The sequence below is a fragment of the Acuticoccus kandeliae genome, from assembly GCF_003073115.1.
The window spans coordinates 100309-121012 of the sequence record NZ_QBBV01000004.1 but is presented as its reverse complement, the minus strand read 5'-3'; the positions used below and the strand labels follow the sequence as shown (position 1 = coordinate 121012).

Annotated in this window: 19 protein-coding genes; 5 read left to right on the top strand and 14 right to left on the bottom strand. The window is 69.5% G+C overall.

Translation table 11 applies throughout. The annotated features are described in order from the left end of the window. Positions 1-28: 28 nt before the first annotated feature. The 5 genes from DBV35_RS23890 to DBV35_RS23870 form a co-directional block, all read right to left on the bottom strand. Complete coding sequence (locus DBV35_RS23890) at positions 29-748, bottom strand: DUF3299 domain-containing protein (RefSeq protein WP_205648845.1); 720 nt, start codon at positions 746-748, stop codon at positions 29-31. 72 nt (positions 749-820) lie between these two features. Beyond that, complete coding sequence (locus DBV35_RS23885; protein WP_108662911.1) at positions 821-2101, bottom strand: ArgE/DapE family deacylase; 1281 nt, start codon at positions 2099-2101, stop codon at positions 821-823. Next, positions 2098-3720, bottom strand: a complete 1623-nt coding sequence (locus DBV35_RS23880) for an ABC transporter ATP-binding protein (protein ID WP_108662910.1) — start codon at positions 3718-3720, stop codon at positions 2098-2100. The genes DBV35_RS23885 and DBV35_RS23880 overlap by 4 nt, the downstream gene beginning before the upstream one ends. After that, positions 3717-4595, bottom strand: a complete 879-nt coding sequence (locus DBV35_RS23875) for an ABC transporter permease (protein ID WP_108662909.1) — start codon at positions 4593-4595, stop codon at positions 3717-3719. Before DBV35_RS23875 ends, DBV35_RS23880 begins: the two co-directional genes overlap by 4 nt. Continuing rightward, entirely contained in the window at positions 4592-5569 is a 978-nt protein-coding gene (locus DBV35_RS23870; RefSeq protein WP_108662908.1) for an ABC transporter permease, read from the bottom strand. The genes DBV35_RS23875 and DBV35_RS23870 overlap by 4 nt, the downstream gene beginning before the upstream one ends. Positions 5570-5987: 418 nt before the next feature. Between DBV35_RS23870 and DBV35_RS23865 the strand changes: the two genes are divergently transcribed. After that, positions 5988-7106: a sensor histidine kinase gene (locus DBV35_RS23865; RefSeq protein WP_170135025.1), complete on the top strand. Its 1119-nt coding sequence runs from the start codon at positions 5988-5990 to the stop codon at positions 7104-7106. Between the two features lie 4 nt (positions 7107-7110). On the opposite strand, the gene DBV35_RS23860 is transcribed toward DBV35_RS23865, so the two are convergent. The 6 genes from DBV35_RS23860 to DBV35_RS23835 all read right to left on the bottom strand — a co-directional run bounded on the left by DBV35_RS23860 (position 7111) and on the right by DBV35_RS23835 (position 13304). After that, positions 7111-7956 carry a GNAT family N-acetyltransferase gene (locus DBV35_RS23860; RefSeq protein WP_108662906.1) on the bottom strand — a complete coding sequence of 282 codons (846 nt, stop codon included), beginning with the start codon at positions 7954-7956 and terminating at the stop codon, positions 7111-7113. A gap of 10 nt (positions 7957-7966) precedes the next feature. Next, positions 7967-9391 carry an enolase C-terminal domain-like protein gene (locus DBV35_RS23855; protein ID WP_108662905.1) on the bottom strand — a complete coding sequence of 475 codons (1425 nt, stop codon included), beginning with the start codon at positions 9389-9391 and terminating at the stop codon, positions 7967-7969. Positions 9392-9412: 21 nt separating this feature from the next. Further along, positions 9413-10915, bottom strand: coding sequence for a tripartite tricarboxylate transporter permease (locus tag DBV35_RS23850; protein WP_108662904.1), 1503 nt, complete (start codon positions 10913-10915; stop codon positions 9413-9415). Continuing rightward, positions 10912-11382 (bottom strand): tripartite tricarboxylate transporter TctB family protein, encoded by a 471-nt coding sequence (locus DBV35_RS23845; RefSeq protein WP_108662903.1) that lies wholly within the window; start codon positions 11380-11382, stop codon positions 10912-10914. The genes DBV35_RS23850 and DBV35_RS23845 overlap by 4 nt, the downstream gene beginning before the upstream one ends. Positions 11383-11431: 49 nt before the next feature. After that, positions 11432-12436 (bottom strand): Bug family tripartite tricarboxylate transporter substrate binding protein, encoded by a 1005-nt coding sequence (locus DBV35_RS23840; protein WP_205648844.1) that lies wholly within the window; start codon positions 12434-12436, stop codon positions 11432-11434. A gap of 61 nt (positions 12437-12497) precedes the next feature. Further along, complete coding sequence (locus tag DBV35_RS23835; protein WP_108662902.1) at positions 12498-13304, bottom strand: ABC transporter ATP-binding protein; 807 nt, start codon at positions 13302-13304, stop codon at positions 12498-12500. 199 nt (positions 13305-13503) lie between these two features. Between DBV35_RS23835 and DBV35_RS23830 the strand changes: the two genes are divergently transcribed. Then, on the top strand, positions 13504-14499 hold the full coding sequence (locus DBV35_RS23830; RefSeq protein ID WP_108662901.1) for an ABC transporter substrate-binding protein: 996 nt from the start codon (positions 13504-13506) through the stop codon (positions 14497-14499). Positions 14500-14531: 32 nt separating this feature from the next. On the opposite strand, the gene DBV35_RS23825 is transcribed toward DBV35_RS23830, so the two are convergent. From DBV35_RS23825 to DBV35_RS23815, 3 genes are all read right to left on the bottom strand, one after another. Next, positions 14532-15593, bottom strand: coding sequence for an NAD-dependent epimerase/dehydratase family protein (locus DBV35_RS23825; RefSeq protein ID WP_108663443.1), 1062 nt, complete (start codon positions 15591-15593; stop codon positions 14532-14534). Between the two features lie 105 nt (positions 15594-15698). Further along, positions 15699-16337, bottom strand: coding sequence for a TetR/AcrR family transcriptional regulator (locus DBV35_RS23820; protein WP_157961936.1), 639 nt, complete (start codon positions 16335-16337; stop codon positions 15699-15701). After that, positions 16321-17175 (bottom strand): ABC transporter permease, encoded by an 855-nt coding sequence (locus DBV35_RS23815; protein WP_108662899.1) that lies wholly within the window; start codon positions 17173-17175, stop codon positions 16321-16323. The genes DBV35_RS23820 and DBV35_RS23815 overlap by 17 nt, the downstream gene beginning before the upstream one ends. Positions 17176-17262: 87 nt before the next feature. On the opposite strand from DBV35_RS23815, the gene DBV35_RS23810 reads away from it, so the two are divergent. From DBV35_RS23810 to DBV35_RS23800, 3 genes are all read left to right on the top strand, one after another. Next, positions 17263-18291, top strand: coding sequence for a cobalamin-independent methionine synthase II family protein (locus DBV35_RS23810; RefSeq protein ID WP_108662898.1), 1029 nt, complete (start codon positions 17263-17265; stop codon positions 18289-18291). Positions 18292-18508: 217 nt separating this feature from the next. Beyond that, positions 18509-19234 carry a sulfite exporter TauE/SafE family protein gene (locus DBV35_RS23805; protein ID WP_108662897.1) on the top strand — a complete coding sequence of 242 codons (726 nt, stop codon included), beginning with the start codon at positions 18509-18511 and terminating at the stop codon, positions 19232-19234. 59 nt (positions 19235-19293) lie between these two features. Continuing rightward, a complete protein-coding gene (locus tag DBV35_RS23800) occupies positions 19294-20508 on the top strand; it encodes a M24 family metallopeptidase (protein ID WP_108662896.1) in 1215 nt (404 codons plus the stop codon). Positions 20509-20704 lie beyond the last annotated feature (196 nt).

The following is a 20704-nucleotide window of genomic DNA, read 5'->3' as shown; positions in this document are numbered from 1 at the left end:
GCCCGCAGTGGCGCGGGCGCGATGAGCCTCAGTGGTAGGGCTCGGCCGTCACGTCTTCCATGCGGTAGCCGACATCGGCGAGGATCGTCGCCACGGGATCGGCGCGCAGCGTCCCGGTGATCCACACGGGGGCGAACATCTCCGGCGTCGTCGCGGCCTTGTCGACATAGACGATCTGGTTCGGCGGCGGCGGCGGGACGTGGATGCACGCGCCGAGCACGGGGACGAGGAGGAAGGAGGTCGCCTCCTCCTCGAAGCCGACGGGGGTGGTGTAGCCGGCGATGCGCACGCGCTTGCCGTCGAGCTCGGGCCGGATCGCCCCTTCGAGCGGCTGGAGGGAGCGCATGTCCTGCATGTCGAGGAAGAAGAGCGTCACGTCTTCCGCGGTGCTTCCCTCCGGAAAGAGCGACTTGTCGGGCGTGCCGATGCGCTCGCCATTCTCGTCCTTCAGCGAGAAGGCGCCGGACTTCCACAGATCCTGCCACGACATCTCGACCGCGCCCGACTGGAGCGGCGGCGTCTCCTTGGCGGCGGGCATGTCGTAGCGCACGAGCTCGTGCGGGGCGGCGTTGTTGAAGTCGGGGACGGGCTGGAAGGTCCCGTCATCGGGGATCGGGTTGCCGTCCGCGTCGGTGATGATGGTCGCGACCGGCGCGTCGGGCGCGAGCTCCCACGGCTTCACCAGAAACACGATGACGGCCACCATGATGGCGGCGACGGCAGCAAGGCGCAGGGCGAGCGAGAGCATGGCGGTTCGGTTCCTTCCCGCGCGCAATATAGGCCTTGCCCGCGTCCGGCGCAGCGTGACGGGCGGCCGCGCTCAGGCCTCGATCGGCTCGACCCCGCACCAGTCCGCGATGAAGAGCGCGATGGCGCCGGTGACGCGCTGGAGCGAGGAGAGGCTGACCCGCTCGTCGAACCCGTGGACGTTCTCGGAGAGCGGCCCGTACACGAGGCACGGGATGCCCTGGTAGATCACGAACACGCGCCCGTCGAGATAGGAGGGCGAGACGAAGGACTGGAGGGGGCTGCGGTAGGCGGCAAGGTGCGCGCGGGCGAGCGTCGCCTCCGCCTCGGACCCCTCTTCGAGGACGTAGCCTTCGGCGAAGAAGCCGTTCCAGGTGACCGTCGGTGGCGCGTTGGCGAGGAAGCGGTCCTCGCGCGCGGCGGCGGCGATTGTCGCCTCGATCTCGGCCGCGGCGTCGGCGGCCGAGACGCCCGGAAAGATCGCGATGCGGCAGTCGATCGCGCACCAGGCGGGGACGGACGAGGCCCAGTCGCCCCCCTCGATCTTGCCGATATTCAGATTGATGGGGTGGTCGATCGTGTCGAAATAGGGGTGGTCGTCCTTGCGCTCGTTCCACGCCGCCTCGAGGCGGCGCAGCGCGGCGATGATGCGGTAGGTCGCCTCGATCGCGTTGGCGCCGCTGCCCGCCTCGCGCACATGGACCGGCACGCCCGACAACTCGACGCGGAACCACAGCACGCCCGTGTTCGCGCGCACGAGGCGGTCGTCCTCCGGCTCGGGGATGATGGCGGCCTCGGCGGTGAAGCCGCGCGCCATGCAGGCGAGCGCGCCGTTCCCGGTGCACTCCTCCTCGCTCACCGATTGGAGGTGGACGGTCGCCGCCGGCTGCAGGCCGAGCCGGCGCAGCGCGTCGAGCGCGGCAAGGTTCGCGCCGATCCCGGCCTTCATGTCGCCCGCGCCGCGGCCATAGACCCAGTCCCCCTCGCGCCGCCCGCTATAGGGTGAGCCGGTCCACATCGCGGCGGGGCCGGTCGGCACGACGTCCATGTGGCCGTTGAGGATCAGCGAGCGGCCGGTTTCCCGGCGCGGACGGTGCGTCGCGACGACGTTGAAGACGTTGTCGTAGGGGATCGTGGTCGGCGAGAAGCCGGGATGGTGGCGGATGAGGTCGAGATCGATCGGGAAGATCTCGGTGTTGTAGCCGCGCTGCCGGCATTCGCGGGCGAAGAGGTCCTGCGCGCCGGCCTCCTCTCCGCGCTGGGAGGGGATCGCGACGAGGCGCTGGAGGAAGCCCACCTGGTCCTCGAAGCCTGCCGCGACGGCGGCGAGGATGGCATCGTCCGTGGGTCTCATGCGTGATCCGCTGTCTCTGGGGCGGCGCCGCTCCAGGCCGCGCCCGGAACCGCCGCAAGGAGGCGCTTGGTGTAGTCGTCCTGCGGGTCGAGGAAGACCTTGGCGACCGGCCCGGTCTCCACGATCCCGCCGCCCTGCATCACGGCGATCCGGTCGCAAAGCTGTGCCGCGACGCGCAGATCATGGGTGATGAAGAGCATCGAGAGGCCGAACTCGTCCCGCAGCGAGCGCAGGAGGTCGAGGATCTGCGCCTGGATCGAGACGTCGAGCGCCGACACCGCCTCGTCCGCGATGATGAGCTCGGGTCGCATCGCGAGCGCGCGGGCGATGCCGATGCGCTGGCGCTGACCGCCGGAGAATTCGTGCGGGTAGCGGTCGACCGCGCCGGGATCGAGGCCGACCGTCTGGAGGAGGTGGCGCGCGTCGTCGAGCGCCTTCTTCTTCGGCGTCCCCATCGCGACGGGCCCCTGCGCGATCGCCATGCCGATCCGCGTGCGCGGATTGAGCGAGGCGTAGGGGTCCTGGAAGACCATCTGGGCGCGCCGCCGCGCCTGGCGCAGCCCGTTCGCGTCGAGGCTCGTCATCTCCTCGCCGCCGATCGCGACGCTGCCGCCGTCCGGCTCGACGAGGCGCACGATCACGCGGCCGACGGTCGACTTGCCCGACCCCGATTCGCCGACGAGGCCGAGAATCTCGCCCTTGCCGATGTTGAAGGAGACGTCGTCGACGGCCTTCACCACGCGCTTGCGCTTCAGGAAGCCGCCGCCGCCATAGGTCTTCGTGAGCCCCTTCACCTCGAGGAGCGGGCTCGCACGCGCCGCGCCCGGCGGGGGCACCACGTCGGACGGGACTGCCGCGAGCAGTTCCTTGGTGTAGGGGTGCGTCGGGTGGTCGAGGATCTCGCGCGCCGAACCCGCCTCCACGATCTCGCCATGGCGCATCACGACGACGCGCGTCGCGATCTCGGCCACCACGCCGAAATCGTGGGTGATGAACATCACCGCCATGCCGTGGCGGCGCTGAAGCTCGCGGACGAGGTCGAGGATCTGCGCCTGTGTGGTGACGTCGAGCGCGGTGGTCGGCTCGTCGGCGATGAGGAGGGTGGGCTCCAGGGCGAGCGCCATCGCGATCATCGCGCGCTGGCGCTGGCCGCCGGAGAGCTGGAACGGGTAGGCGCGCACGATCGCTTCGGGGTCCGGCAGCCCCACCTCGGTGGCGAGCGCCACGGCACGCTCGCGCCGGGCGCGGGGGCCGAGCTTGCCGTGCGCGTCGAACACCTCCGCGATCTGGTCGCCGATCCGCATCAAGGGGTTCAGCGCCGTCATCGGCTCCTGGAAGATCATCGCGATGCGGTCGCCCCGCAGCGCCTGGCGCTTGGCCTCCGGGAGCGTGAGGAGGTCGACGCCCTCGAACACCGCGCGCCCGCCGGTGACGCGCACCATGTCGGGCAGGAGGCCCATGATGGCGTTCGCCGCCATCGACTTGCCGGAGCCCGATTCGCCGACGACGCAGAGGATCTCGCCCGCCTCGATGGTGAAGGAGACGCCCTTCACCGCGAGGGCGCGGTCCGCCCCCTTGGGCAGCGCGATGGAGAGGTCTTCGACGGAAAGGATGCTCATCCGCGTTTGCGCGCCAGCCGCGGGTTGAGGGCGTCGTTGAGGCCTTCGCCGATGAGGTTGAGGGCGAGCACGGTGACGAGGATCGCGACGCCGGGGAAGAAGGAGAGCCACCAGGCGGTGCGGATCACGGTGCGCGCCGCGCCGATCATGTAGCCCCAGCTCATGATGTTGGGATCGCCGAGGCCGAGGAAGGAGAGCGAACTCTCCAGGAGGATCGCGGTCGCCACCATCAGCGAGGCCATCACGATGATGGGGCTCATGGCGTTGGGCAGGATCTGCCGCGTCAGGATCGTGAAGTGGGAGAGGCCGGAGAGGCGCGCCGCCTCCACGAACTCGCGGCTCTTGAGGCTCATCACCTCCGCGCGCACGAGGCGCGCGACCGGCGGCCACGAGACGACCGCGATCGCCGCGACGATCGAGGTGAGGGAGGGCTGGAAGATCGCGACGAGGACGATCGCGAGCGCGAAGCTCGGGATCGTCTGGAAGAACTCGGTGATGCGCATCAGCACGTCGTCGACGAGGCCGCCATAATAGCCGGCCGCCGCGCCGAGGGGGACGCCGATCGCGAGCGAGAAGAGGGTGGAGATCAATCCGACGATGAGCGAGACGCGCGCCCCGTAGGCAAGGCCCGCCGCGACGTTGCGGCCGAGCGTGTCGGTGCCGAGCCAGAGCCCCTCCATCTGGAAGGGCGGCAGGAACGGGCGCTGGACCATCTTCCACGGGCTTTGCGGGAAGAGGACCGGGGCGAAGATCGCGACGGCGATCACCAGGAGGAGGATGAGGAGCCCGATCACCGCGCCGCGATTGCGGGCGAAGCGGATCCAGAAATCCCACGCCGGATGGCGCGCGCGGGGGGCGTCGGCCGCAAGGCTCATCGCGCGCCTCCGATGCGGGGGTCGATGAGGGTGTAGATCACGTCGGTGATGATGTTGAAGACGATCACCACGGCCGCCGAGATGAGGAGGATGCCGAGGAGGAGGTTGTAGTCGCGCTGGGCGAGGGCCTCGAACATCAGCCGACCGATGCCGGGCCAGGCGAACACCGTCTCCGTCAGCACCGCGCCCCCGACGAGCTGGCCGGCCTGGAGGCCCGCGAGCGTCACCACCGGGAGGAGCGCGTTGCGCAGGATGTGGCGGCGCTGGACGCGGCCGGCCGACAGGCCCTTCGCGCGCGCCGTCTTCACGAAGTCCATCTGCGCCACCTCCAGCATCGAGGCGCGGGTCATGCGCATGTAGACGGCGGTGAAGAAGAGGCCGAGCGTCAGCGCCGGAAGGACGAGATGGGCGGCGACGTCGAGGACGTGGGCAAGGCCCGTATAGCCCGCCCCGACCGTCTCGTAGCCATATCCGGGCAGCCATCCGAGCTGGACCGAGAAGAGCAGCACCGCCATCAGCGCGACCCAGTAGAGGGGCGTCGCGTAGAAGAGGAGGGAGAGCGAGGTGACCGCGCTGTCGGCCCACGTCCCCTGCCGCGCCGCTGCGATCACGCCGAGCGCGACACCGAGCGTCAGCGAGATGGCGAAGGCGGTCATCGTGAGGAGGAGCGTCGCGGGCAGGCGGTCGAGGATCAGCGTGAGAACCGGCGCCTGCTGGCGGTAGGAATAGCCGAGATCGAGCTGCAGGACGCCCTGAAGATAGGTCCACAATTGCACGATGAAGGGCTGGTCGAGGCCGAACCGCTCGCGCAGCTGGGCGATGAAGACCTCGTCCGCCGCGCCCGCCTCGCCGGCCATCACCGCCGCCGGGTCGCCGGGGGCCGCGTGGATCAGGAGGAAGTTCGCGATCACGATCAGAATGAGCACGATCACCGCTTTGACGAGGCGTGTCGCGATCAGGGTGAGGAGGTGCAAAAGGCGGACTCCCGGGGGCCGTTCTCTCGGGTCTTGGACGCCGCGGGCCCTGCAAAGGCCGTGCCGCAGGACGGTGTGGCGTCAACCAAGGGTGGCCCGCCCGCCCGTCCACGTCAACGATGATCGCCGGTCCCGGCCGGTCGCGCCCACCGCGCGGCGGTTCCCGCACGGGCGCGGCGGGCGCCAGCTTCGGCCCAGCCCGGAACTTTACAACGTCACAACAAGTAGCACGGCGCCTGGCGGCCGTATGTGAGTGGGTGTGAGTTCGATGGTGGTTTGCAAGGATCGGCGCAATGAGGGCGGGCTCGTCCCGCCTGCCATGGCGACACTCTTCCCCTTGGCCGAGCCAGCGACCGTGGGGCGACAGATCTGCGAGGCGTCTCGGATGGGCACTACCGCGCCGGCCATACCCCGATGGATGTGCGCCGTCACGCGCGAGACCGAACCGCGTTTCGAGAACGACCTGACGGCCGAGGCGCTGAAGCGGCTCGATGTCGGCGCGCTCATCCTGGAGCGGTCGGGCGAGATCACCTACGCGAACGACAATGCCCGGCGCGAGTTCGGCTGCTCGGACGCGACGACGGACCTCTTCGCCCAGTTCCGCACCGTGTGGGAGGAGCCGGCCGCGACCATCGAGGACGCGCTGGCGCAGGCCGTCGACACCACCTCCTGGCACACCTTCTCGGTGACGCCGCGCGCCGGCCTCTCGGCGGGGCGCGCCGTGAAGCTCAACGCGCGCGCGATCCGCGTCGTCGACGAGACCGGCCGGCCGGAGATCTACATCCTCGTCATGCAGGAGGACGCGAAGAGCGCCGACGCCGCGCGCGACAGGGCGCTCGTCAACCAGCTCACGGCCGAGCTCGAATCCGGCGCGCGCTCGGAAGAGACGCTGAAGACCAACCTCGCCCGGCAGGCGAACCTCAATCGCGAGCTGATCCACCGCTCGAAGAACAATCTGGCGCTCCTCGTCTCGCTCCTGCGCGACACGCGGCGGCGGCTCGACCAGGTCGGCGCGGAGGACGCGATGACCGAGTTCGAGCGCCGCCTCATCTCCGTCGCCGCCGTCCATGACGTGCTCGACGGCACGCAGCAGACCGAGTGCGTGCGGGCGGACCAGCTCCTCGCCCGCATCTGCGAGGCGGTCGCCCAGTCGCTCGCCCCGCCCGGCGTGACCGTCTCCTACGATCTCGCCGAGACGGAGCTTTTCGTCGCCGACGCCAACCCGCTCGCGCTGATCGCGAACGAGCTCGTCACCAACGCGCTGAAGCACGCCTTTCCGGCGGGGCGGGCGGGGCTCGTCCACGTCTCGCTCCATCCGCTCGACGCGGACCGCATGGAGCTCGTCGTCGCCGATGACGGGGTCGGCGCGCTGAAGCCGCAGCCCTGCCAGCTGGGCCCGGTGGTGCGCTCGAAGGGGGCGGGGCTCGGGATCGTGGGCGTGCTCCTTGCCCAGCTCAACGGCGAGCTGGTGCGCGAGGAGGGGGCGGGCACGCGCTGCCGCGTGGTCTTCCGCCCGTCGGAGCTTCCGGACGGCTGACCCTTCAGGCGAGCTCCGGCCCGCCGATCGCGACGATCGCGGGATGGTCGAGCTGCGGCGGGGGGCCGTCGGTCAGCACCATCCGCTCGAAACTGCGCTGGGGGACGAAACCCTTTCCCGCGAGGAAGACGGCGACCTCGCTCTGGCCGTCCATCAGGTCGATGAAGACGGGGCCCTCGACCCGCCCGAGCGCGTGGCTGAGGAGTGCGATCGCGTCCGCAGGCGTCTCGGCGAGGACCGGGCCGATCTGCGGCGCGCGCCGCCCGTCGCGGCCGAGGAGGAATCCGGTGATCCGCCCGTCCACGCGCGCAACGGCCGCGAAGGCGGCGGAGCGGGCGAGGAGGCCGGTGAGCAGCGCGCCCCTTTCCGCACCGAAGCGCGGCGTGTCGTAGGCAATGATGTCGGCAAGGTCCGCCGCCGTCGCTGGGCGGACGGCGTCGGGGGACGGGGCCGGTGACCCGCCCGCCGGGCGCTGGAGCCGCGTGATGGCGCACACGCCCTTGAAGCCGAGGCGGCGGTAGACCTCGCGTCCCGCCACCGTCGCGTCGAGGCCGGGGACGCGGCTTGCGGCGCGGTGGGCCTCGATCGCCCAGCCCATCAGCCGGCTCGCGTGCCCCCGCCGCCGCGCGTCCTCGGCGACCAGTACCATCGAGATCCACCCGAACGCGCCGAACGGCAGGGTCGCCGCCGTCGCGACGAGGCGGCCGGCGTCGAAGAGGCCCATGCCCTCGCCGCTGGTGAGGAACAGCGCCCAGTCCGCCTCGGTCTGGTTCCAGCCCGCCGCGTCGCTCAGCACCAGACAGGCATCGATGTCCGGCAGATCCAGCCGCCGCATCGCGAGGTCGGTCACGGGCGCGGGCTCAGGCGGCGTAGGTCACGCTGCGCAGCGCCTCGTAGTCCGGCTCAGCGCCGCCCGCGAGGCCCGGCTGGTCGAGTGAGGCGATCGCGATCATCCCGCCCTCGATCCGCACGCGAACGGCGCCGTGCGTCTCGTGATAGAGGTCCGGATGGGCGGCGAGATAGCGGGCCTGCTCGTCCACCGGTGCGACGGCCATGCCGTTTACATAATGGTGGCCGTTCCGCTCCACATGCGTGCAGCCGATGAGGGAGGCGAGGGCGAGGTCCTGCTCCACCGCGGTGCCGGCCTGGGTGGTGAGGTCCTCCGCCGACATGAAATAGCGCCCGCCGCCCGGCTCCCCGTTCCACTTCTCGCAGCGCGCCCGGTTCAGCAGCGAGCGGTAGAAGCCCTTGCACGATTTCGACGACACGCCCCGATAGCCGAGCGCCTTCGCCTCCAAGAAAGCGTCGAGCGTGGCGTCCGACTCGTCGATCTCGACATCCTTCACCGCCGCGAGTGCGGCAATGTCGGCCTCGAGCGCGCGGGTGCGGGCGATCGGCTGCTCGATGAAGAGGATCGCGCCGCGCATCCTGTCGAGCTCCGGCGTCGCCTCGATCGCGCGCCAGAGGGCGAGGACGCCCTCCGCGTCGCGATATTGCTCGTTCCCGTCGAGCGTCGCCTGGTAGGCGGGGAGCGTGTCGAGCACGGCGGCAATCGCCTTCAGGCGCGCGAGGTCCGCCTCGATGTCGCCGCCGACCTTCAGCTTGAAATAGGTGACGCCGTAGGTCTCGATCACCTCGTCGAGCGTCTCCGGCATCCCGTCCCCGACGCGCTTGTCGGCGGGAAGGTCCGCGGCGCTGATCGGGTCGACGAGCCCCACCGTGTGGCGCGCGGCAATGACGGGCGCGGCCGAGAGGGTGGCGAGGAAGGCGTCGAGGTCGAACCCGTCGAGGTCCGGGGTGAGCGCGGCGGAGAGGTCGAAGAGGTTGGTGCGCGTCGCGGCGAAAACGGAGACGCCCTTCGCCTTGCAGAGCGCGTCGAGGATCGCCCGGTCGAGGAGGGCGGTGCCGAAGGAGGCGACGAGCGGGGGGAGGCCCGCTGCCTCCGCTTTCGACGCGACGGCCGCGTTCGCCGCGACATGGAGGCCGAAGGCGGTGAGGCGGCCGGCGGCGAGATAAGCCTCGGCCGCGATCGCGAGCGCCCGGCGGAGCTGGTCGAAATTCTCCTCGTTGGTGAGGTCGGGCGACTTGTCGAACCATTTGGGGGCGAGGAGCTCTGAGGAGAGGCCGAGCGCCTCCGTCCCGTCCGCGAGGCGGATCTTCACGCGCACATAGGTCTGCGGCGCCTTTGTCAGCGTCACGATGCCGAAGCGGAAGGGCATGCGCAGCGTGACGTCCCGCTCGTAGAAGCGGACCTCCTCGAGGCTCAGCGTGGGACGGTCGGTCATCCAATTCTCCGCAATCGTGTGTCAGGCTCGACGGAACACGCGCGCCACCGCGCGGCGCACCGGGCCGATGCCCCAAAGGATCGTGATGAGGGTGAGCGCGGCGAGGGCGCCGGAGATCGGGCGCGTCACGAACGGCTCGAACGAGCCGTCGGACAGCACCATGCCGCGCCGGAAATTCTTGTCGAGGATGTCGCCGAGGACGATGCCGAGGACGAGGGGCGCCATCGGATAGTTCATCTGCCGCAGCGCGAATCCGAGCACGCCGAAGCCGAGCATGACCCAGATGTCGAACACGCGGCTCGCGATCGCGAACGCACCGACGACGCACAGGACGAAGACGATCGGCATCAGATATTCGCGCGGCACCCGCAGCACGAACAGCATCGGCCGCGTGAGGGCGAGGCCGAGGATGAGGATCGCCACCGAGGCCCAGAAGACCATCGCCGCGACCTCGAAAATGAAGCCCGGATTCTCGATCATGATGAGCGGGCCGGGCCGCACGCCGTGGATGAACATCGCCGCGAGGAGGACGGCCGCCGGCGCCGATCCCGGCACGGCGAGGGTGAGGACCGGGATGATCGCGCCGGGGACGGCGGCGTTGTTGCCGGTCTCGGCGGCGAGGAGGCCTGCGGTGCTGCCGTTGCCGAAATTCTCCGGATTGCGGCTCGCGCGGCGCGCGGCGGCGTAGGAGACCCAGGCCCCCATGTCCTCGCCGACGCCCGGGATGATGCCCATCAATGTGCCGAGGATGCCGGAGCGGATGACGAGCCACCAGCGCGCCGCGAGCTCGCGCATCTTCGGCAGGATGCGCCCGCCATAGTCGCGCACCGTCTCATAGGCGGGCTGCTTCATGACCGAGAGGAGCTCGGCGAAGCCGAACGCGCCCACGAGAGCCGGGAGGAGGCCGAACCCGCCCGCAAGGTCGACCGAGCCGTAGGAGAAGCGCTGGTAGGCGTGGATCCCCTCCTGGCCGACCTGTGCGAGGAAGAGGCCGAGAAAGCCCGCGATCCAGCCCTTGATCGGGTCGTCCATCGCGGTGAGGCGCCCCGAGATCACGACGCCGAAGACGGCGAGCCAGAAGAACTCGTAGGACTGGAAGCGGAGGCCGAACTCGGCGAGCTCCGGCGCGATGAGCGCGAGGAGGACGAGCCCGACGCAGCCGCCGAAGAAGGAGCCGGTCGTCGCCAGCCCCATCGCCTCGCCGGCCCGCCCCGCGCGCGCCAGCGGAAAGCCGTCGAGCGCGGAGGCCGCGTTCGCGGGTGTGCCGGGGATGTTGAGGAGGATCGCCGTGCGGCTGCCGCCATAGATCGCGCCGACATACATCGAGATGAGGATGAGGATCGCGTCGGCCGGATCCATCCGGAACGTCAGCGTCGTCAGAAGCGCGATGCCGAGCGTCGCGGTGAGGCCGGGCAGCATCCCGACCGTCATGCCGAGGAGCGTCGCCCACGCGACGTTGAAGAGGCTGCCGGGCGTCGCGAGCGTCGCGATGGCGGCGAGGAGGGAGAGGAGCGAGTCGGTCACGGCAGGCGCACCAGGAAGACCTTCTCGAAGAGGAGCGTCACGAGCACCGCGGTCGCGATGGCGAGGAGGGCGGCGGTGAGGAACAGCCGCGCCGGGGAGAGGCGGCCCCAGGAGAAGGCGGCGACGAAGAGGAAGACGAAGATCCCGGTCGCCGCCATGAACGGCACGTGCCCGACGAGCCCGACCGCGTAGACGAGGCAGAGGCCGAGCGCGAGGGCGAGGCGCCCCCATCCGCCCTCTGCGGGTCCGCCGGCCGCGCCCGCGTGGCGCACGCTGCGCAGGAGAAGCGCCGCGCCGAGGCCGGTGAGGATGATGCCGAGGAGGCCGGGCGTGAGGCCCGGCGCGCTCATCGGATCGACGCCGAGCTCCTGGAGGCGCGGCATGCGCCAGGATTCCACGATCACGGCCGCGCCGAACACGGTCAGAAGGAGCGAGAAGACGAGATCCGCGCGGGGTGTGGAGGACATGAAACCGGGGGAAGTGGGGGGCCGCGGCGTCGCCACGGCCCCGTGAGGGTCAGGGCTTCGGAATGTTCAACTCGTCCGGCGACATCTTCGTGCGGCCGGCGGCGTCGAAGGACCAGGCGTCTGCCTGGATCTCGGGCCAAACCTTCTCGCGCGCGGCGTCGCCCGCGGCGGGGGTGAAGAGCGCGCCCTTCTCCAGCGCATATTTGCGCAGCGGCTCGGCGTTCGGGATCACCTCGGCCCAGATCTTGTCGAAGGTGGCGATCACGTCGTCGGGCGTGCCCTCGACGGGGATGAAGATGCCGAAGGCGGTCGACAGGATCGGGAGCTTCTCGTCCACGAAATCCGTCACCGGCGGGACGGTGCCGAAGCCCTCGATCTCGAGCGGCTGGTCGGCGAGGACGGCGAGCGGGCGCAGGCGCCCGGCGCGGACCATCTCGGCCTGCTCGGAGGCAAGCTGGGTCGTCGCCTGCGCCTCGCCCGAGACGGTCGCGACGATGGCCGGATTGCCGCCGTCATAAGTGACGTGCTTGTAGTCGCCGCCCACCGCGCCCTTCAGCGCCTCGGCCGCGGCGTGGCCGGAGGAGCCCGCACCGGCGGTCGCGATGGTGACCTTGCCTTCCTTCATGGCGGCGACGAAATCGTCCATCGTCTTGTAGGGCGCGTCCGGGTTCACCGAGACGAGCGGCACGTTCGTGACGGTGTTGTAGAGGCGCCAGTCGTCGATCCAGGTGTCCCACTGGCCGAGCAGCTTGTAGGTGCCGAGCTGCTTCGGCGCGCCGGCGGCCCAGGTGTAGCCGTCGTGCGCGGCCTCGTAGGCGTTCTTCTTGCCGATCGCGCCCGACGCGCCCGGCTGGTTGACGATGACGACGCGCTGGCCGAGCTCCTCCTCCAGGATGCTCGCGGTCACGCGCGTCACCTGGTCCGTCGCCCCGCCCGCGCCCCAGGGCACGATGATGGTGATCGGCTTGTCGGGCGTCCAGGGGTAGTCCTGGGCGAGGGCCGGCGCCGTGACGACGGCGAGGGCCGCCGCGGCGAACGCTAGACGTTTCATCATCTCATTCCTCCCTGTGAACGGGCCGCTCTTGTTGTCGGTCTGGCCCGCGAATTGACGGTCTCTAGTCCATGCCAAGCTGGTGGTAGATGCGGCGCGCATAGGCGCCGAACTCGGGTGACTGGCGCATGTCGAGGCGCCGCGGATAGGCAAGGTCGATGGGGAAATAGTCGGCCATGCGCGCGGGGCCGGCCGTCAGCACCGCGCAGTGCGAGCCCATCAGCACCGCCTCCTGGATGGAGTGGGTGACGAAGAGGATCGTCTTCCCGCTCTCCTCCCAGATCCGCAGGAGCTCCAGATTCATCCGCTCGCGCGTGAGGGCGTCGAGCGCGCCGAACGGCTCGTCCATCAGGACGAGCTTCGGGTCGTGGACGAGGGCGCGCGCGATCGCGGCGCGCTGCTGCATCCCTCCCGACAATTCGTAGGGCTTCTTCGCCTCGAACCCTTCGAGCCCGACGAGGGCGAGGAGGCCGCGCGCCCGCTCGCGCGCCGCCTTCAAGGGCAGGCCGAGGATCTCGGCCGGCAGGAGCACGTTGTCGAGGATCGTGCGCCATTTGAGGAGGAGGGGTTGCTGGAACACCATTCCGACGTCGCGCCCCGGCGTGAAAGGATGTTCCGCGTCGCCGATCTCGACGGTGCCGCCATCGTGGCCGTGGAGGTCGGCGAGGATCTTCAGGACGGTCGTCTTCCCGCAGCCGGAGGGGCCGACCAGCGAGACGAGCTCGCCTTCGCCGACCTCCATCGTCACGTCGGAGACGGCGACGAACGCCTCACCGCCGCTCTGATAGACCTTTCGCACCTTGTCGAGCCGGATGAACGGGCGCTTCTGCGCGCGCTGCGGCACCGGAGTCACCATCGCTTCAGCCGGCATCTCAAGCCTCGTGCACGGGCAACGGAGACGAGAATGCCGCGCCTTGGTGGCGGTCGTCGCGTGGGTCGCGGACGTTGTTCGGACCCATGTGATTGACAGCTGAGGCCACTAATCGCACCCTGGGTAACCAGACAGTTACATTGTCCGAACTCACCCGTGGCGTCAATTGCGGGGAGCGGGCGGATCGGGAGGAGGAAGCATGAAGCGCGGTGTTATTGCGGCAAGTTTTGCGGTGCTTTTGTCGGCGACGACCGCTCAGGCCGCGGACGAGGTCGAGATCGATTTCGTCCTCAACTGGATCGCGGGCGGCGACCACGCGCCCTACTATTACGCCAAGGAGCAGGGCTGGTACGAAGAGGCCGGCATCGACCTCAATATCGAGCAGGGCAAGGGCTCGCAGATGGCCGTCCAGCGGACCGGCATCGGCCAGACCCAGCTCGGCCTCGCCGATCTCGGCACCGCGCTCATCGCGAAGGGCAAGGGCGCCGATTTCGTCGCCGTCATGAACATCTACGCCAACTCGCCCTACGGCATGTATTGGCTGAAATCCTCCGGCATCAAGGACGTGAAGGACTTTCCGGGCCACTCCATCGGCAACCCGCCCTCCGACGCGGCGCGCGCGATGTGGCCGGCGCTCGCCAAGGCCGTCGGCATCGATCCGGACTCGGTGAAGTGGGTGAACGTCCAGCCGAACGCCAAGCTCGCGGGTCTGAAGTCCGGGGCGTTCGACGTCACCTCGTCCTTCTACAACATCCATCACATCTTCCAGCGTGAGCTGGGCGACGACATGGGCTTCTTCGCGTGGAAGGAGTACGGCATCAACCCGTACGGCAACTCCATCATCGTCAACGGCGAGTTCCTGAAGGAGCACCCGGAGGCGGTGAAGAATTTCGTCGCCGTCACCCAGCGCGCCTTCAAGTTCTGCGTGGAATCGCCCGAACCCTGCGTCGATGCGCTGGTCGCCGCCAATTCCGGCCTCCAGAAGGACAACGAATTGCAGAACTGGGCGCTCGTCGTGGAGCTTCTGACGGACGAGACGTCCACCACGAAGGGCCTCGGCTATTTCGACGAGGACCGGCTGAAGGCCGACTACGAGCTGACCGAGACCTATTTCGAGCTCGACCAGCCCTTCGACATCATGGACGTCGTGACCAACGAATATATCGACCCGTCGATCACCGTCCCCACCAAGTGAGGGGCGCTGGTGATCACCCCACGGGGTGATCACTAGAACTTCCCGTCGCGGACCTGAAAGCCCGTCGGCTTGCCGAGCGAGGGCATGCCGCGGCGGATCCAGTCGGCCTGCCAGTCGATCATCCGCTCCAGCGGAACGAGGGGAAGGCCGAAGAGCGCGTGCGCGGCGGCGGCGTTGTTGAGCCAAGCCGTCTCCGCCTCCGTGCCGACGATCTTCGCCGCGACGCCGAAGCGCTCGGCGAAGGCGTTGGCGAGGGTGCGCGTCGACAAGGTACCGGGGCCGGTGACGTTGAGCGGGCTCGTCGGGCTCGTCGCCGTCTTCAGGGCGCGCAGGATCATCGTGTTGGCGTCGCCCTGCCAGATCACGTTGGAATGGCCCATCGTCACGTCGATCGGCGCGCCGTCGAACACGGCCCGCGCGATGTCGTGGAGCACGCCATAGCGCATGTCGATCGAGTAGTTGAGGCGGATGAGGCGGCCGGGCGTGCCGTGGATGTCCGAGCCGTATTCGAACATCCGCTCGCGGGCGAGGCAGGACCAGGCATATTCGCCGGGGGGCGGGCCGACCGGGGTCTCCTCCGTCGGGCCTCCGCTGTCGACGGGCACGAACGGGTAGACGCACCCGGTGGAGAGGGCGACGATCCGCGAGGCGGCGTAGCGCTCGGCGACGAAGGCGGGGACCAGCGCGTTCATCGCCCAGGTGCGTGAGGCGTTCCCCGCCGCGCCGAACTTGAAGCCGGCGAGGAAGAGGATGTTCTGCGCTTCCGGCAGCCGCGCGACGGCCTCGCGGTCGAGGAGGTCGCAGGTGACGCACTCCACCCCCTCGGCGGCCAGCGCCTCGGCAAGGCCGGGGGAGGAGAAGCGGGCGACGCCGTAGACGCGCTTGTCCGGCGCGGCGCGCTTGGCAAGCCGCGCGAGCGTCGGCCCCATCTTACCGCCGACGCCGAGGACGGCGATGTCGCCCGGAACGGCCGCGAGATCGTCGACGAGCGCCTTCGTCGGGCGCGTCATCAGCTCCTCGAGGGCGGCGACGTCCGCGATCGTGTCGGGCAGGCCGGCTGCGTCGAGAAGGGTCGTTTCGGCGATCGCGCTCATCGGCGTTTCTCCCGCGAAGTCCATTGCGCGGCGGTGGGGCTGCGCTTTTCAACCATATGGTTACATCGCGGAAGGGAGGTCAAGCGAGCGCGGCGCGGCGGCCTCTCAGGCGCGCACGATCGCGAGGATCGTCGCCTCGATGTGCGCGCGCCAGGCGGTGCGCGCGGCCTCGGAGGAAAGGTCGCGGCCGAAATAGATCGAGAGGGTCGGCGTGTTGCCGATGAAGAGATAGACGAGCGCGATCACGGTGATGTGGACCGTCGTCGCGTCGAGGCCGGGCTTGAAGACGCCTTCCGCCGCGCCGCGTTCCAGGAGCGCCTCCAGCTTTTCCACCAGCGGACGCTTCATCCGCCCGATCTCGCTCGAGCGGGCGAGATGCTCTCCCCTGTGCAGGTTCTCGTTGTTGAGGATCGAGATCGCGTCCGGGTGGGCGAGATAGTAGCGCCATACGAAGTCGACGAAGGCGCCGATCGCGGCGAGCGGTGGGCCCGAGAGATCGACCGTCTCGCTGGCGTCCGACAGCTCGGCATAGATCGTGTCGAGGACGGCCCGGAAGAGGCCCTCCTTGTCCACATAGTAGTAGTAGATCATCCGCTTGTTGACGCCGGAATCGGCGGCGATGGAATCGATGCGCGCGCCGCCGAATCCCTCGCGGGCGAAGGCGTTGCGGGCGGCCTCGATGATGAGGCCGCGGGTGCGGACGGGGTCGCGCGTCTGCGGACGGCGCTCAGGCGTAAGCGACACGGCTGTCCCGCGAGACGGTGAAATATTCGAGGAGCTGGACGAGGCCGTAGAGGGCGACGCCGATCATGGTGATGAGGAGGACGGCCATGAACATCGCCGCCGTGTCGAGCGTGACCTGGACCTGGAGCATGAGGTAGCCGAGGCCCGAATCGGAGGCGATGAACTCGCCGACGATCGCGCCCGCCACCGCGAGCACGGTCGCGACCTTCATGCCCGAGAAGATGTAGGGGAGGGCGCCCGGAAGCTGGATCTTGGTGAAGATCTGCCAGCGCGAGCCCTTCAGCGAGCGCACGAGGTCGAGAAGGTCGGGTTCCACTTCGCGCAGCCCCCGCGCGGTGGTGAGCAGGATCGGCAGCACCGAGATCGCGAAGACGATGAGCACGTTCGGCGTGAAGCCGTACGAGAACCACACGATGAAGAGCGGGCCGAGCGCGACCTTCGGGATCATGTTGAGGCTGATCATCAGCGGCATCACCGCCTGGTCGAGGATGCGCGACCAGGAGCAGAGCAGCGCGACGCTGACGCCGAAGACGACCGAGATCGCGTAGCCGGCGAGAATCTCGCCCGCCGTGACCATCGTGTTGTGCACCCAGTCATAGCTTTCCCACAGTGAGGCGAGGGTCGCGGCCGGGCTCGGCATCACGTAGGCCGGCACCTCGCCGAGGGTGACCCAGAGTTGCCAGGCGAGGATCACCGCGAGGTGGGCCGCGAGCGGGATCCAGTTCCGCCGGGCCCAGGCGAGCACGCCGCCGCGCCTCTCGACCGCCACCGTGCGCGGCGCGTCGGCCGGCGCGGGCGTCGGCCGTTGCTCGATCGGTGCGGGGGCGTGTTGCGACATGGCCTGCGTCCCATTAAAGCTATTAACTAAATCGATAATTCCGCGCGGCGGCACGCCGGTCAAGTGGACGACAGGGGAGCGAACGAGATGACGACGCCCGGTATTCTCACCACAGTTGTGGGATCTTACCCGATCCCCGACTGGCTTGCAGGCTCGCCGAGCGAGCAGGCGCTGATCGACGCGACGCGCGTGGTGCTTGCCACACAGGAGCGCGCCGGCATCGACGTCGTGTGCGACGGCGAGCTCTACCGCTTCGACGTGAACCATCCCGAGACCAACGGGATGATCGAATATTTCGTGCGTCCGATGGGCGGGGTGCGCACGGCGCTCTCCTTCCCTGAGATCCAGGCCTTCCGCGACCAGGCCGGCATGGCCTTCCGCACGCGCCCGGCCGGCATCGTCGAGGGTCCGATCGACGGCGGCACGCTCGACCTTCCGGCGGCGTGCGCGCGGGCGAAGGCGCTCGCGAGCCGGACCTTCAAGTTCACGCTGACCGGCCCGCACATGCTCGCCAAGACGCTGTCCGACCGCCACTACGGCTCGACCCCGCGCCTCGCGATGGCGATCGCCGAGGCGCTCGCCGAGCAGGTCGCGCACTGCGACGCGGACGTGGTGCAGATCGACGAGGCGAACCTCCCCGGCCATCCGGACGAGTGGGAGTGGGCGGCGGAGGCGTGCAACATCGTCCTCTCGGCGGTGAAGACGACGCCCGCGATCCATCTGTGCTTCGGCAATTATGGCGGCCAGTCCGTTCAGCGCGGCACCTGGGAGAAGCTGATCGGCTTCCTCAACGCGCTGAAGGTGGACCACATCGTGATGGAGATGGCGCACCGCCCGGCGGAGGAGGTCACCGCCTTCCGCGGGCTGCGGCCTGAGATCGGCCTCGGGCTCGGCGTGGTCGACGTGAAGCGGACCGAGGTGGAGAGCGCCGACCAGATCGCGCGGAGCCTCGAACGCGCCGCCGGCCTCCTCGGCGAGGGCCGCATCCGCTACATCCACCCCGACTGCGGCTTCTGGATGCTGAAGCGCAGCATCGCCGACGCCAAGATCCGCGCCCTCGTCGCCGGCCGCGACCTCTACGAGGCGCGCGCGCCCCAGAGCGCCGCCGCCTCCTGACCGGGGGTGCCTCGGCGCACGATCCACAAGGCGGCCGCCCCCGCCGCCTTGCCTCCCCCTTGTGCGCAGCGCTATGGCGGCCGCGCTGTCTCGTTCGGCTGGTTCGAATGATGCATGCGGCTGAAGGCGCGGCGACCTTGCCGCGCGTGTCGAGCGGCCCACCGGGTGGCCCGGCCATTTGCGGGGCGTCCGTCCTGGCGCGCCCTCGGGGGAACGAATGGACATACTGGCGGCCGGCGCGGTCGTGCTCTTCGGCGCGCTCGTCCGAGGGGCGACGGGATTCGGGTTCGCGCTCGTTTCCGTGCCTCTTCTGACCATCTTCTGGGCACCGCTGTTCGCAACTGGCGTCGCGCTCGTGCTCGACCTCGTCGCCTCGGCGGTGCTGCTGCGCTCCGGCGTCATGCGCCATCTCGTGCAGCGCGACTTCATCCTGATCGGCATCAGCGGCACCATCGGCGCGGTGATCGGCGCGTTCGCGATCACCGAATTGCCGGCCCGTCCGGCGGCGATCGTGCTCAACGCCGCCGTGCTCCTGTCGGCGATCGCGGTGCTTGCCCGCGTGCGCTGGCGCGGGCTCGACCATCCGGCGGCCGCGCTCCTCGTCGGCCTCCTGACGGGGATGCTCATCGGCGCGTTCGCCTTCGGCGGAACGCTGCTCGTCGCCTGGCTGATCGCGGTCGGGCGCACGCCGCAGCAGACGCGCGCGCTCCTCACGATCGTCTTCGCCCTCTTCGGCTCGCTCGCCCTCGTCATCCGCCTCGCCCTCGGCGCGCTCGCCGAAGGGACGTTGACGTGGGCGCTTTTTCTTGCCCCGATCACGGTCCTCGGAATCCTCGCCGGGACCTATGTCTTGCGCTTCATCCATCCGGAAATCTGGAAACGCGGCGTCGCCGTCCTCCTGATCGCGTTCGCGGTCACGGGGCTCGCGGGCGCGGCCGGATAGGCGCGGGGCGAACTTCGACAAGGCGGCCCGCGGTGTGCGGGTGAATAAAGGGACGTGACATGACGATCGGTGTGGGCGGTTCGACGGCAGAGGCCGAACTCGCGAAGATGAGCGACATGACGAAGGGGATCGTCCCCATCGACAACGCGGAGCGGTTCGACCGCGTGGCGCGCGCCCAGGCCCTGATGCGCGAGCAGGGGATCTCCGCCCTCTATCTCGATACGTCGGTCAACCTGAACTACTTCACCGGCCTCAACCTCAAGCCAACCGAGCGCCTCCACGGCGCGATCCTGCCTGTGGAGGGGCCGGTCACGTATCTCAGCCCCGCCTTCGAGGAGCCGAAGACGCGCTCCATGCTGAAATTCGGCGACGACATCCGCTGCTGGGAGGAGCACGAGGATCCGACCGCGCTGGTGATCGATTCCATCGAGAGCCTCGGCTACCATTCGGGCACGGTGGCGGTGGACCCGGCGACGCCCTTCTTCACGTTCGACGGGCTCCGCCGCGCCGGCAACCGCTACGATTTCGCGAACGGCGCGTCCATCACCGGCGCCTGCCGCATGGTGAAGACGCCGGCCGAGATCGCCCTCATGACAGTCGCGAACGCGGTCACGCTGGAGGTGCACAAGGCGGCGGCGCGGATCATGCGCGTCGGCATCACGACGACGGAGGTGCAGGCCTTCGTCATCGCCGCGCACCGCAAGCTCGGCGGCAATCCGCCCGGCGGCGGGCTCGTCCTCTTCGGCGAGGCGTCGGCCTATCCGCACGGGGTCGACTATCCGCAGACGCTGGAGGAGGGCGACATGGTCCTCCTCGATCTCGGCTGCTTCGTCGCCGACTATCGCTCCGACATCACCCGCTCCTACGTCTTCGGCGAGCCGAACAAGCGCCAGCGCGAGATCTGGGGCCTCGAGAAGGAGGCGCAGGCCGCCGGCTTCGCCGCGGCCGTCCTCGGCGAGCCGTGCGAGAATGTCGACAAGGCCTCGCGCGGGACGATCGAATCGGCGGGCTTTGCCAAGGAATACGGCCTGCCGGGCCTGCCGCACCGCACCGGCCACGGCATCGGCGTCGAGGTCCACGAGGAGACCTACATGGTCCGCGGCAACCGCCAGCCGATGGTGCCGGGCCTCTGCTTCTCGGTCGAGCCGACGATCTGCATCTATGGCGAGTTCGGCATCCGCCTCGAGGATTGCGCCTACATGACGGCGGACGGCCCGCGCTGGTTCACCGAGCCCTGCCACTCGGTCGACGATCCCTTCGGCGTTGAGGCCTGACCGACACGCTCGTCACGCGTGTTGGGGATTGACGCAATAGCGTCAATCCATGTCGCTTCATGGATAGAGGGTGTTGCGCTCGCGAAATCTACTGGCGTCGAGCGCAGCATTCGCCGTCCCGTCCAACGGCGGCGTTTGCCGGGGCTCCGGCCGTCGAATGGTATAACGCTTGCCTTCAACTCGTTGGCAGCCGTAC